Origin of the sequence: Myxococcus sp. AB056, assembly GCF_006547365.1 — a bacterium.
GTDB lineage: Bacteria > Myxococcota > Myxococcia > Myxococcales > Myxococcaceae > Myxococcus > Myxococcus virescens.
The window spans coordinates 98071-111216 of the sequence record NZ_VHLB01000014.1; the positions used below are offsets into that span (position 1 = coordinate 98071).

The following is a 13146-nucleotide window of genomic DNA, read 5'->3' on the forward strand; positions in this document are numbered from 1 at the left end:
CCATGGCCAAGCTTCAGGAAGTCTTCGCCCCCATCCAGACGTGGTTCGAGCGGCTCAGCGACCGCGAGCGCCGCATGGTGTCCATCGCCGGCGCGGCGGTGCTGGTGTTCATCCTGTTCGCCGTGGTGATGACGTTCACCAACAGCGCGTCCGGGTACCGCAAGCGCACCGAGGAGAAGCTGACCAAGCTGCAGGAAGTGAACACGCTGGCCGCCAGCTTCCGCGAGGCGCAGGCCAACCGTCAGTCGGTGGAGCAGCAGCTCACGTCCAGCAACGTGCAGCTCATCAGCTACATCGAGGACAAGGCGACGCTGGCCGGCCTCCAGGTGCCCAACATGACGCCCAAGGGCGAGGTGGGCATCGGCGACGGGAAAATCGTGGAGAGCGCCGTGGAGCTGACCTTCACGGACGTGGACCTGCGCAAGCTGACCGACTTCCTGCAGACGGTGGAGAGCGGCCCGGGCGTGGTGAAGGTGAAGCTGTTGCGCATCGAGCCGCGTCCCGCGTCGGACACGCTGACGGCGTGGACCACTGTCGCCACCTACCGGATGAAGCCCTGAGCCATGTCCTCTGACTCCAAAGCCGCCCGCTGGAAGATTCTCCTCGGCTACGCCGCGTTCGCGGTGGTGGCCTTCGTCGTGGGCCTGCTCGTCACCTTCCCGTACGACGCCATCCGCAAGCGGCTGGTCAGCGAAGCGGCCCAGGCGGGGCTCGCGGTGCGCATCGGTTCGCTGCGGCCTGGCCTGGCGGGCATCACCGCCACCAACGTGCGCGTGAGCAAGCCGCCCCAGCCGCTGAGCGCGGACACGGTGGCGGCCCTCGCGCGGGGCGAAGGCATGCTGGGCGCCGCGGAGCTGGGCGAGCCGCTGGTGCTGGACAGCGTGGCGCTGCGCCCCGCCCTCTTCCCGCCGGGCATCGCGATGCGCGCCAGCATCATGGGCGGCACGCTGAGCGCCTCCGTGGGCCTGCTGGGCGACACGCGCGTCAAGGTGACGGCGGACGGGCTCCAGGCCTCCGGCGGCAACCTGCCGGCCTTCACCGGCATGGACCTTGACGGCGAGCTGAACGCGGCCCTGTCGCTGACGCTGCCCAAGAGCGGCGCGCAACCGGACCTGTCCCAGGCCAACGGAGAGCTGACGCTGGACACCCGGAACATGGTCATCAAGAGCGGCAAGGTGGCCATCCCCATGGGCGGCGGCACGGCGGTACCCATGGACCTGCCGCAAATCGACCTGGGCGCGCTCACCGGGCGCATCCAGTTCGTCAAGGGACTGGGCACGGTGGAGTCGCTGCGCCTGAAGAGCAACGAGCTGGAGGCGGTGGCCACCGGCACGCTGAAGCTGGGCAAGCGACTGGAATACAGCGAGCCCGGCATGGATGTGAACATCAAGCTGGACCCGGAGTTCCAGAAGCGGCTGGGTCTGGTGGGCGCGGGCGTCACCATCCTCCCGCCGGACAAGACGGACCCCAGCTTCCGCGCCGCCCGGCTCGGCGGCTTCCTCAACCGGCCGACGTTCCTCCCGCGGCGCTGAGCGCCTGCTCCCCCGCGCCCGCCGCAGGGCGCGGGGTTGAAAGCCGAACACCAGGGCGTGTAAAGCGCTCTCAGGCGCTGGACTGCTGAGAGGGCTGGGATGCCGGAGCTGGTGTTCTTTCGTCGTGGCGAGGAGGTGTTGCGGGTGGGGGTGGACCGGGCACGGCTGGTGCTCGGGCGCGGCGAGCAGAGCGACGTCGCCATCCCGGACCCCGAGGTGAGCCGCCTCCAGGTCGCCCTGCTGTGGGACGGCGAGCGCTGCCGGGTGGAGGATTTGTCCGGCAAGGGCACCACCGTCGCCGGCCAGTCCGTCACCCACGGCGAGCTGCCAGACGGCGCGGACCTGGCGCTGGGCCAATGGCGCGCGGTGTTCCGCATCAGCGGCGGCAGCGAAGGCGCGGACGTCACCACCGAGGTGGGCCACACGACGTCCGTCCAGTCCCGCGACACGCAGGCCCCGCGCTGGCAGCCCGCGCAGGTGCGGGTGAAGCAGGGCCTCAACGAGTCCGTGCACCGCTTCACGGGTGAAGGCTTCACCGCGGGCAAGGACGCCGGCTGCGACCTGGTGCTCCAGGACCGCTTCGCCTCCAGCCGGCACCTGAAGGTGACCCGGCGCGACAACACCTTCCACGTCGTGGACCTGCGCTCCACCAACGGGACGTGGATGGGCCCGGTGCGTGTCTTCGAGGCGGAAGTCCCGCTGCCCACCGTGCTGCGCGTGGGTGAGACGGAGCTGGTGCTGGAGCCCGCCGCGCCCACCACGCGCAAGGAGCCCACGTCCTTCCACGGCATCATCGGCGGCGACCCGTCGGTGCGGCAGCTCTCGGAGTTGATTGAGCGGGTGGCCCCGTCCTCCGCGGCGGTGACGATTCTGGGCGAGTCCGGCACCGGCAAGGAGCTGGTGGCCCGCGCCATCCACGCCTGCTCGCAGCGGGCGAACCGGCCGCTGGTGCCCGTCAACTGCGCGGCCATCTCCAAGGAGCTCATCGAGAGCGAGCTCTTCGGCCATGAGAAGGGTTCCTTCACCGGCGCCATGGGCGCGCGCAAGGGCGCCTTCGAGGAGGCCGACGGAGGCACCCTCTTCCTGGACGAGATTGGCGAGCTGCCGCTCGACTTGCAGGCCAAGCTGCTGCGCGCGCTGGAAGGCGGCGAAATCAAGCGCGTGGGCGCCAGCCGCCCGCAGACGGTGGACGTGCGCGTGGTGGCGGCCACCAACAGGGACTTGCTGGCGGCGGCGCGCGAGGGCCGCTTCCGCGAGGACCTGTACTACCGGCTCTGTGTCATCCCCCTGCACCTGCCGCCGCTGCGCAGCCGCAAGGCGGACCTGGGTTCGCTGGCCGAGCACTTCGTGCGCACCTACGCCCCGCGTGGCCAGTCCGTGCGCTTCACGCCCGCGGCCCTGGAGCGGCTCCAGCACCACGCGTGGCCGGGCAACATCCGCGAGCTGCGCAACGTGGTGCACCGCGCGCTGCTGCTGCGCAAGGGGCCACTCATCGACGCGGGGGACATCTCCTTCGACCAGGAGCTGAACCGCGAGACGGGCATCGCCGTGCCGGAGCTGCCGCCGGGGATGACGCTGGAGCAGATGCTGGAGAAGCTGGAGCGTCAAATCGTCGAGGCGGCGCTGCGGCGGTACAACAACAACCGCGAGCGCGTGGCCCGCGAGCTGGGCGTGGCCCGCTCCACCCTCTTCAAGCGGCTGAAGGACTGGGGCCTCACGAAGCAGGACGAGCAGGAGTAGAGGACGCCTTCCAGGGAGGTGGGGGTGTCAGCGGATGGACGCCCCCGCCCCGGGAAAATGTGGCCCACGGTGCATGGCCCTGAAGGGCGATAGACCCTTCTGGCGGCTCATTCGTTCCATGTCCTGTACGTCCACCCCGGCGTGTCAGGAGAGCACCCGTCATGCACGCATGCGCGCTTCCGCCGCTGTCCGAGTTGTATACCGAGCACCGCCCTCGCGCGTTGGCCATTGCCCGACGCATCGTCGGTGATACCGCCGACGCTGAAGACGTGGTGCAGGACGTCTTCGCCCGGCTCGCCCGCCGCGCCCCCGGCTACGGTGGCCGCGCGGCGTGGAGCACCTGGCTGCACCGGGTCATGGTGAACAGCAGCATCAACTGGCTACGGGCGCGCAAGCGCCGAGACAGGCTGAGCCACGACGTCCAGGAGCCCCTGTCCCCCGAAGCCCTCGCCGTGGGCGCGGAGATGGAGCGCCACTTCGGCGAGGCGATGGAGGACATCAACGAGCAGCAGCGCCAGGTGCTCTACCTGCGCGAGGTGCGCGGCCTGAGCTACCCGGAAATCGCCCGGCTGCTGCGCATCCCCGAAGGCACGGTGAAGAGCACGCTCCACCGCGCCCGCCAGCGCACGCTCTCCCTGATGGAAGAGCGCGGCCAGCAGCCCTGAGGGCCCGGGACGGCCTCAGTCCTCGCTCTTCGAGCCGACGAACTGGTCCGCCTTCTCCTTGAAGAGGACGTTGAAGCTGGTGAGCGAGCCGTAGACGCGAGTGATGTAGCTCTGCATCTCCACCTTCTCCGCGTCCGACAGCTTCGGGTGCGCGTTGAGCTTCTGCTCCAGCACCCGAAGCCTGTCGCGCACCATGACGACCTTGTGGAACAGGCTGTCGATGGGCAGGTCCTTGGGCTGCAGCTCGGTGTTGGCGGGCACCAGCCGCATCGTGCCGCCCTCCCACTTGTTGGCCAGGGGCGGCGCGTCCAGCAAGCCGGACGCCTCCCGGAAGATGTCCATCAGCTCTTCACGCGTCATGCTCAACCCTTCCAGGTCCACCACGGCGTTGGGGTCCGCGCGACGCCGCACCACCACCGGCGCCACGCTGCGCGCGGTCCGCTCGCGCGCGGGTGCAACCGCCGAGGGGGCCGCGCTTCCCCGAGGCGTGTACTTGTCGCAAATGGGCGCGGACGGGGGAAAGTTGCCCCGCCACGAGTGCAGCCGGCACGCGCCCACCCAGCCCCGGCGCTCATCCACCGACTGCGGGCTGAACAGCTTGCAATTGCCACACACGCGCTCTTCCGGCTTGAAGACCGGAAAAGGAAGCGAGCCGTCCCCCGCGTCCGACATCAGCGCGTCTCCCCCGCAACCGGCGGGCCCTTGCGCACGCCCAGCTCGCGCAGCAGCGCGTCCGCGTCCTCCACCTGGTCCAGCATCCAGAGGATGTAGCGCACGTCCACGTTGACGTTGCGAGCCACGTCCGGGTTGTAGCCAAAGTCGTTGGCCACGTTCTCCCAGACGCGGTCGAAGTTGACGCCCACGAGCTGGCCCTTGCCGTTGACGGTGGGGCTGCCGGAATTGCCGCCGGTGGTGTCCGCGTCCGACAGGAAGTTCACCGGGATGTCCTTCAGCTTCTTGTCCTGCCACGCGCCAAAGCGCTTCGCCTCGGCGACCTTGGCGACCTTCTCCGGGACGTCGAAGGGCTCCTCGCCGGTGTGCTTGGCCAGCATGCCCGACAGCGTCGTCTGCGGCGTGTAGATGGCGCCGTCCCGCGGCGCGTAGCCCTGCACCTTGGCGAAGCTGACGCGCAGCGTGCTGTTGGCGTCGGGGGCCACCGGCTTGCCCGCGTGCGCCAGCACCGCCTTGCGCCACTCCGGCCGCAGCCGCAGCGCGGCGCCCTGGCGCTTGTCCTTCACCTCGTCGAGCGCAGCCTGCTCCTTCGCCAGGTCCAGGCCGAACGCGAGCAACGGGTCCTTGCGCGCCTCGAGCTGGCCCACCGACTCGGTGGCCATCTTCATGCGCTCGTCCAGCGTCAGCACCTTGGTGCCCGCGTACATGGCGTCAATCTTCGCCAGGGCGTCCTTCTCCGAGAACGTCTTGCCGAAGTGCTTGTCCACCGCGGCGATGCGCTCACCGGCGCCCAGCGCCTGCGCGCGGCGCACGAAGGCCAGCAGCAACTGGCGCTCGGCGGGGAGGAACAGGTTCTTCTGCTCGCGCTCCAGCCGGTCCTTGATGCGGACGTGCTCGCGCTCCATGTACTCCGGGCGGCGCTCCAGGTCCGGCTTCGCGCGCTCCGCGGCCAGCCGCGACACCACCACCGCCAGGGCCGGGCCCCGCGCCAGACGCGACGACGCGGCCAGGAGGAACTCACGCTCGAAGGACTTCGCGATGGCGGACTGCTCGACGAGCAGCGCGGCCCGCGCGTCCAGCGCCGGCTGCCACTTCGCGCCGGCCTTCTTGGCCCACACCGCGACGGCGGCTTCCGCCTCGCGCTGCTTCTCCACGATGTGGCCGCGCTTCAGGCCGGCGAGCTGACCGCCCGAGTTCTTGTAGACGTTGTGCAGGCCCTTGAGCTGCGAGGCGGTGGCAATCTTGCCCGCGGGGTCCTTCTCCGCTTCCGCTTCGAGGATGCGGATGGCCTCGCCGAACACGTCGCGCATGCGCGGGTAGAGGCGGGACTGGCGCTCGGCCATCTCCTCCGCGAGCAGCGCGCGGTACGTCATGCCCGGGTAGCCCAGCACCATGACGAAGTCGTTGGGCTTCACGCCCTGGGTGGCCAGCGGGAAGAAGAACTCCGCCTTGTAGGGGACGTTCTTGTCGCTGTACGGCGCGGAGGTGCCGTCCGGCGCGGTGTACGCGCGGAGGATGGCGAAGTCACCGGTGTGGCGCGGCCACATCCAGTTGTCCTCCTCGCCGCCGTACTCACCCACCGCGCGCGGCGGCGCGTAGACGAGCCGCACGTCGGTGAGCTCCACCGCGTCCACCAGCGTGTAGTTGACGCCGCCATCGAAGGTGGCGACCTGGCAGCGGGTGGCGGGGCGCTTCTCGCACTCGGCGACCAGCTCCTTCTGCTTCCGCTCGATGGCCTTGTAGCGCGTGATGTCGTCCGCGTCCGCGGGCACCGCGGCGAGCACCGTCTTCGTCACGTCGGTGAAGCTGCGCGGGACCTGGACGCGCGAGCCCTTGCCGGGCAGCTCGTCCTCGCGCTTGGAGGCGAGGAAGCCCTGGGTGATGAGGTCGCGCTGCGGCGTGCTGTGCTCCTGGATGACGCCGAAGGCACAGTGGTGGTTGGTGATGACCAGACCCGAGGCGGCGATGAACGCGCCCGAGCACCCGCCGACGTTGACCGCGCCCGCGAGCAGGCCGGTGCCACGCTTCGGGTCCCAGAGCTTCTTGGGGGAGACCTGGAGGCCCTGGGCGCGTAGCCACGCCGGGTCCAGCTCCAGGACCTGCTGGGGAGTCCACTTGCCTTCCCCGGCCAGAGCGGGGGCAGCCACGAGCGACAGAAGGAGGAGCGTCTTCTTCATGGTCTCCCCTCCCTACTCCGTCCGGCGCCCGCAAGCGAATCCCTTCGCCGTGACGCTTCGCGACCAGGAGGCCGGGCTTTTTCGTGGAAGACGAACCCGGATTAAGTGTTGGGGTGTCCCAGGAGGGGAGCGACCGATGCGGACCGCCAGCGGTGCACAGCTCGATTTCGGCCGGTTGGCCCTGCTCGCCCTCATGCTGGGGGTGGGCTGGTATTTCTGGGATTCACCCGCCCTGTGGCCCATGAAGGTGCTGGTGGTGATGATGCACGAGAGCGGGCACGCCCTGGCGACGCTGCTGGTGGGCGGCTCCGTGGACCGCATCCACCTGGCGGCCAACGAGTCGGGCTCCTGCCTGTCTCGCCTGCCCCCCGGGCTGTTCGCCAAGGTGGCCGTCTACTCCGGGGGGTACCTGGGCAGCGCGGTGGCGGGCGCGGGGCTGATGCTGGCCACCTTCCGCTTCCGGCTCCGCCGCTGGGTGCTGGGCACCGCCAGCGTGTGGCTCACCGTCATGGGCCTGGTGTACGCGGGGGACGGCTTCACCTTGCTCTTCTGCCTGGGCACGGCCGTGGTGCTGGCCCTGGGCGCGAAGTTCCTGCCGGATGGGGTGGTGGACGCGCTGAACCTGTTCATCGCGGCCTTCACGGCGCTGTATGCGCTGTTCGATTTGCGCTCGGACTTGTGGAACAGCGCGGTGCGCTCGCAGAGTGACGCGGCGCTCCTGGCGGACCTCACCTACGTGCCCGCGGTGGTGTGGGCGGCGCTGTGGTCGCTGCTCGCCATCGGACTGCTGGCGGTGGCGGCGTATACGTCCCTGCACGCCAGGCCCAAGGGGCTCCAGATGCCTTCCATCACGGCGCGGGCGCGGCGGGTGTAGCGCAGCCGGCTATCCACCACGCGATAAACTTCTCCGATGATGCGGACATTTCTGGTCTCTGCATTCTCGGTGCTCGCGCTGTCTTTTCCGGGGTGCTCCAACGCCGCGAGGATGCCCGCGCCCGAGGCGTGGGAGTCCGCTGAGGAGATGTGCACCACCGCTGATGATGCCCATTGCGGCTCACTGCTGTGTCATGGCGACGCGTGCGGACTCTATCGCTGCGAAGACGTGCCTGGAGCTGTGGAACTGGCGCGATTCCCGCCTGCGCGTCCTCCCGCGGCGGCTGCGGCGCCTGGGCGCGGTCCCCGAAGGAATTGGGGAGGAGGCCAGAACCTTCCACGGGGCGCCGTCATGGTGTTCCCCAACTGGAACGGCGCTGCCGGCTGGGTGGTGCCACCTTCACGTTGGCTCACAGCCGGGCGGTGGGAGAAGCACCACATCTTCCCCCAGGCCAGAGACCTGGCGGAGTGGTTCAGGGATAGAGGGCTCAGGATTCACGACTACACACTTCCGATTCCTCGGGACCTTCATCAGCGGATTCACAAAGGGGGAGAGAGTGGCGGGGCATGGAATCGAGCCTGGCGCGAGTTCAGACTCCGCAACGAGAACGCAAGCCCCGAGGAGATCTTCAAGCACGCGGGCGAACTCATCTACCGCTTCCAGCTCATGGGCGGGCCCATTCGCGCCTACCATTCCAAACCAGGTACTTGAGAGATTGAGTGCATGATGCGGTTCTTCTGGATACGCGAGGAGCGGACTCCGTCCTTCAACGGCAGCTTCGACGCCACACACAAGTGGCGCCTGCCCGGCGTGAAGTGCGATGCCTGTGGAGTCACGTGGGGTGGGGCTGGGCACCAGTACCCAGGGGTGGACCTGTCTCACGTGCCCGAGCAGTCACGCTTCGTGCGCCCCTGGCCTGTTCCCGTTTCGGAGCTCGCGCAACTGCGAGAGCTGGTTCGCCCCTGGGTGCCTCCTGGCGTGCCACTTCCGCCAGGCACGCATCTGGGGCCTCTTGAAGGCACGGCCTCTGGGAGATTCGGCCCGCTGACGTCACAGGGGGACATTCTGTGGGTCGTGCGGCGGGATGCCCTCGAGCGGCTTCAAGCCGAAGGCGTCAGGGGGCTGCTCGGCTGCAAGACGGACTTGAGGTTTCGCCAGAAGGAGCCGCCGGAGTTGCTGGAACTCCAAATCGAACCGCGCGGCCGACTCCATGCGGACTGCCTTCCCTCCGACCTCGCTCCGCCATGCGACGCCTGCGGCCGGGTCGCGCTTCGATTGCCGGAAGCGCCCCTTCTCGACGCAGCATCCCTGCCCATCGACCGAGATGTCTTCCGCGTAGGGGACTACGCCACCGTCATCGTTTGCACCGAACGGTTCATGGAGACAGTGCGCCAGCTCGGTCTGGAAGGAATGGCCTTTCGCGAGATTCCCACACGCGGATGACGCTGGAGTCCGCCACCATTCAGCGGCCCTCCATCACGGCGCGGGCGCGGCGGGTGTAGCGCACGAGGGCCGGACGGCGTCGCGCCGGATACAGCGGCCCCTCCCACGGTCGCGCGGACGCACCCCGTGGGTTGTCGAGTGAAGGCTGCCGCCTCATATCGAGGACCCCGGCCCGTCCTGTCCCGTCCACCTCCGAGCCCGCCGGCCATCCAGCCCGCGAGCGGCTCCGGACGCGGCACGAGGAGAGACGATGAAACTTCCTGGCACGTGGCGCGCGTGGCTTCGCGGCGGACTCCTGCTGACCAGCGTGTGCGCCGTGGGCGGAACGGTCGCCACCCAGGCCGGGTGCGCGTCCACGCCTGACAGCGCGGCCCGCGAGGGCATCACCCTGTCGCCCACACCGCTCTACGGCAAGTTCGTCTGGCACGACCTCGTCACCGACAATCCCGCCGCCGCGAAACGCTTCTATCGCGACCTGTTCGGATGGGAGTTCGTGGACATCCGAGGCGGCCTCCGCCCCTACTCCCTCATCCGCGCCCAGGGGCGCTGGATTGGGGGCATCGTCCATCCGGCGAACGCCGCAGAGAAACGCGAAGGCGCGCTGTGGCTCGGCTACCTCTCCGTGCCCGACGTGGACCGCGCCGTCACCGAAGTAAGCGCGCGCGGCGGCAAGGCGCTCGACGGCCCCATCGATGTGCGGAACATCGGCCGGGCCGCGGTGGTCGCCGACCCGCAGGGCGCGGCGGTGGGATTCGTGCGCTCCCGGCCCGGAGACCCGGCTGACACGGGCGTGCCGGATGAGGGCCAGTTCTTGTGGATGGAGTACCTGGCCCAGGACCCCGTCGCTGCGGCGGACTTCTACAAGGAACTCCTGGGCTACGAGGTCCGCGAACGCCCACTCGGCGGCGGGCCGCACTATGTCCTCGCCCAGGGGCAGCATCCCCGAGGCGGCGTGCTGGCCAACCCGGTGAAAGGCGCGCGCCCCAACTGGCTCACCTATGTCCGCGTGAAGGACCCCGCGGCGCTCGCGTCACGGGCCCAGGCCCTGGGTGGCCGCGTGTTGATGGCCCCGCGCCCGGACGCACGGGGTGGCTCGCTCGCGCTCATCGCCGACCCGAGCGGCGCGGTGCTCGCGCTCCAGCGCTACCCCTTCGAAACGTCCAAGTCCGCTACGGCGCCCTGATGCGCCACCCTCGAGGAGAACCCGCATGCGTCTGCGTCAACACGCTTCCCCCCGCTCGCTGTCCTGGACCGTCCTGATGGCCGGTGCCCTCCTGACGTCCGGATGCACGGACCAGCCCGCGGGCGTCGGACTCGGCTTCACCACGCCGTCACCCTGGAACGCGACGCCTCAAATGGAAGTCACGACCACTTGGAACGGAGGGCCGATGTACTGGTCGCCCTGAGTGCGCCCATCCTCTCGCCGCGCGCATAGACTGCGGGGCGTGACGCGCGACGAGAAAATCATCGAGGAGTGTCTTCGTGCCGCAGTCAAGGGGCCGTTCTTCTCCGAAAGGGCGTTCCCCTCCGTGTTCGGACTCGACCGAGCGGAGGTCGCCGCCATCCTGGCGTCCTGGCCCGCGTGCGACGACCTGGCGAAACAGAAGTACGCCATCAACAGCACGCTGAACAACCTGCTCGGCTACCCGCACAGGAAATGGGCACTATGGCCTCAGTACATCTCGGCCTCGCCCGAGGAGGTCAAGGCCGTCTACAAGCGATGGCGAAAGGCCAACCCCCGGGAGGATTGAGTCCCCCCGAGCACCTTCGCCCTCACTGCCAGCCCGAACGAGAATGCCTCCCCGGAGGCGGGCGGCGGACCTCACCACCGCGCCTCCGAGGAAGCGGCGCATCACGCCTGCGGAGCGTGCACGCCGTTGGACAGCTCGTTGCGAACGACCTCGGACACGCGCTCGCGGACCATCTCGCCCACGCGCTCGCGGACGTCGGCGCTCACGCTCTCACGCACCGCGCTCGCGATGCGCTCGGGGTCGACGGAACCACCGCCCTGCTGCATCGGCATCATGGACGGACCGGCGCGCATCGCCTCACCGAGCGCGGACCGGACAGCCTCGGGGAGCTGCGAGCGGAGCGCCGATTCCAGCTCCGAGCGCATGCTGCTCACGAGCCGCTCACGCAGGGAGTCCGCCAGCCGCGTGCGGATGGCGTCCGCCAGGCGCTCCACGTCCTGCATCCCCTGCCCCATCATCATGCCCTGCGGCATCATCCCGCCCTGCCCCATCATGCCCCGGTGACGGGCCATGGCGCCGCGCAGCATCTCGCCCATGCGCTCCCGCAGCACCTCGCGGACGCGCTCGCGGACCGCCGAGTTGATGCGCTCACGGAGGCCCTCGGACAGCCGGTCCTGCAGGGTCATCGCGATGCGCTCGGGGTCGAACATGCCGGCAGCCATGCCGCCCCACTGGCGCGTCATGACGCCGCGGAGCCCGTCGGACAGCCGCTCGCGCAGCGCCTCGCGCACGCGCTCACGCAGGCTGTACACCAGCCCCTCGTGGAGGGCCTCGGCCAGGCGCCCGCGGATGGCGTCCGCCAGCCGCTCCGCCTCGTGGGGGCTGAAGCCGGGCATGCGCTCCGACATCACCGAACGCAGCGTGTCCGCCAGCCGCTCGCGCAGGGCCTCGCGCACGCCGTCATGCGCGGCGGTGTTGATGCGCTCGCGCAGGGACTCCAGCAGCCGGGTGCGCACCGCCTCCGCCATCCGCTCGGCATCCGGGGCGCCGAAGCCGTGGGAGGACATCTGCCACTGCTCAATCAGCGCCGCGCGCACGCACTCGGCCAGCCGCTCGCGGATGCCGTCGCGGATGCGCTCGTGCACCACGGAGGCGATGCGCTCGCGCAGCGTCTCCGACAGGCGGGAACAAAGCGCGTCCGCGATGCGCTCCGGTTCCGGCATGCCGTAGCCCTGGGGCATCATCCCATACCCCTGCGGCATCCCGCCGCCGCGCTCGAACATCGCGTGGCGGATGGCCTCCCCCACTCGCTCACGCACCTCGCGGCCGAGCCGGTCCTCAATCGCGGAGACAATCTGCTCGCGAACGGCTTCGACGACCCGCTCCTTCAGCGACTCACCGAACATCTGCTGCGACTGGGGAGAAAGCTGCTCCTGAAACATGAGAACGCTCCTGACTCGACGCCTGGACTGCGAGGAAACACGGCAGGAGAAACCCCCTCTCCTGCCGGGCGCGATTCAATAGACAGGCACGCACTCAGGGTAAACGTGTCCTCGGTGTGAGAACCCGTTGGCAGCCAGACACCGGCAGCGCGGCGCAGGCCGCTACTTGCGCGGCCGCATGCGGAACGCGACGAAGGCGTCCACGTTGTCGAAGGCGAAGTACGGGTTCTTCCGCCGCACCGTCTCCATGGAGGTCACCGGTACGTCCGCGTAGTCGTGGCCCGGAAACAGCTTCGCGCTATCGGGCACCTTCGCCAGCACCTGCGACAGCGAGCGGTACATCGCCTCCGGGTTGCCCCCGCTCATGTCACACCGGCCACAGCCGTTGATGAACACGGTGTCCCCGGACACGAGCGCATCACCGGCCAGCAGACAATGCGAGCCCGGCGTGTGCCCGGGCGTGTGCAGTGCCTGGAACGTCTCAGGCCCGACGCGCACGTCATCCCCCGGCCCCAGGGGCCGCAGCGCGTCACCCAGCTCGCGCAGCTCCGGGGAGAACTGGACCTCTTCCCGCTGCGCGAACACCGGCACGTCCCACTTCGACAGCAGGTCCGGCAGCCCGTTGATGTGGTCGAAGTGGCAGTGCGAGACGAACGCGCCCACCACGCGCTTGCCGTCCTGCTTCACCGCCTGCTCGATGGCCTCCACGTCCCACGCGGGGTCCACCACCACCACTTCATCCGAGTGCTGGGGGCCCACCAGGTAGACGAAGTTGTCCATGGGCCCGAGCTTGAGCTGCCGCACGTACGGTTCACGCATCGCGAAATCCTCCTCGTGGGAAGCCTGACTCTAACGCCCGGGGCTTGATGCGGTGGGCCCCTTCCCTCTTGAATAGGCCCTTTTTGCCCCT

13 protein-coding genes are annotated in these 13146 nt (G+C 69.4%); 9 read left to right on the top strand and 4 right to left on the bottom strand.

Features of this window, described 5'->3' with window-relative positions; all coding sequences use genetic code 11:
• Positions 1–2: 2 nt before the first annotated feature.
• From gspM to FMP39_RS09390, 4 genes are all read left to right on the top strand, one after another.
• Positions 3–560, top strand: a complete 558-nt coding sequence (gspM, locus tag FMP39_RS09375) for a type II secretion system protein GspM (protein ID WP_141589605.1) — start codon at positions 3–5, stop codon at positions 558–560.
• Between the two features lie 3 nt (positions 561–563).
• The gene (gene gspN, locus FMP39_RS09380; RefSeq protein ID WP_141589606.1) at positions 564–1532 is read left to right on the top strand and encodes a type II secretion system protein GspN; all 969 of its coding nucleotides are present in this window, start codon (positions 564–566) and stop codon (positions 1530–1532) included.
• A 99-nt stretch (positions 1533–1631) separates the two neighbouring features.
• Positions 1632–3272 (top strand): sigma 54-interacting transcriptional regulator, encoded by a 1641-nt coding sequence (locus FMP39_RS09385; RefSeq protein WP_141589607.1) that lies wholly within the window; start codon positions 1632–1634, stop codon positions 3270–3272.
• Between the two features lie 161 nt (positions 3273–3433).
• Positions 3434–3937 carry an RNA polymerase sigma factor gene (locus FMP39_RS09390; protein WP_011552571.1) on the top strand — a complete coding sequence of 168 codons (504 nt, stop codon included), beginning with the start codon at positions 3434–3436 and terminating at the stop codon, positions 3935–3937.
• Positions 3938–3952: 15 nt separating this feature from the next.
• Here FMP39_RS09390 and FMP39_RS09395 read toward each other — a convergent pair whose 3' ends face one another.
• Both FMP39_RS09395 and FMP39_RS09400 read right to left on the bottom strand, forming a co-directional pair.
• Positions 3953–4609, bottom strand: a complete 657-nt coding sequence (locus FMP39_RS09395; RefSeq protein WP_090489400.1) for a hypothetical protein — start codon at positions 4607–4609, stop codon at positions 3953–3955.
• Positions 4609–6786: a S46 family peptidase gene (locus FMP39_RS09400; RefSeq protein ID WP_141589608.1), complete on the bottom strand. Its 2178-nt coding sequence runs from the start codon at positions 6784–6786 to the stop codon at positions 4609–4611. Before FMP39_RS09400 ends, FMP39_RS09395 begins: the two co-directional genes overlap by 1 nt.
• 136 nt (positions 6787–6922) lie before the next feature.
• Here FMP39_RS09400 and FMP39_RS09405 point away from each other — a divergent pair, with 136 nt between their 5' ends.
• The 5 genes from FMP39_RS09405 to FMP39_RS09430 all read left to right on the top strand — a co-directional run bounded on the left by FMP39_RS09405 (position 6923) and on the right by FMP39_RS09430 (position 10854).
• Positions 6923–7660: a M50 family metallopeptidase gene (locus FMP39_RS09405; protein WP_141589609.1), complete on the top strand. Its 738-nt coding sequence runs from the start codon at positions 6923–6925 to the stop codon at positions 7658–7660.
• A gap of 39 nt (positions 7661–7699) precedes the next feature.
• Entirely contained in the window at positions 7700–8371 is a 672-nt protein-coding gene (locus FMP39_RS09410; protein WP_194858316.1) for a TIGR02269 family lipoprotein, read from the top strand.
• A 12-nt stretch (positions 8372–8383) separates the two neighbouring features.
• Positions 8384–9103, top strand: a complete 720-nt coding sequence (locus FMP39_RS09415; protein WP_141589611.1) for a double-CXXCG motif protein — start codon at positions 8384–8386, stop codon at positions 9101–9103.
• Positions 9104–9353: 250 nt separating this feature from the next.
• Positions 9354–10286 (top strand): VOC family protein, encoded by a 933-nt coding sequence (locus tag FMP39_RS09420; protein ID WP_141589612.1) that lies wholly within the window; start codon positions 9354–9356, stop codon positions 10284–10286.
• Between the two features lie 262 nt (positions 10287–10548).
• Positions 10549–10854: a hypothetical protein gene (locus tag FMP39_RS09430; protein ID WP_141589614.1), complete on the top strand. Its 306-nt coding sequence runs from the start codon at positions 10549–10551 to the stop codon at positions 10852–10854.
• 101 nt (positions 10855–10955) lie between these two features.
• On the opposite strand, the gene FMP39_RS09435 is transcribed toward FMP39_RS09430, so the two are convergent.
• On the bottom strand, positions 10956–12236 hold the full coding sequence (locus tag FMP39_RS09435; RefSeq protein WP_141589615.1) for a hypothetical protein: 1281 nt from the start codon (positions 12234–12236) through the stop codon (positions 10956–10958).
• Between the two features lie 162 nt (positions 12237–12398).
• Positions 12399–13055: an MBL fold metallo-hydrolase gene (locus FMP39_RS09440; RefSeq protein ID WP_090489414.1), complete on the bottom strand. Its 657-nt coding sequence runs from the start codon at positions 13053–13055 to the stop codon at positions 12399–12401.
• Positions 13056–13146 lie beyond the last annotated feature (91 nt).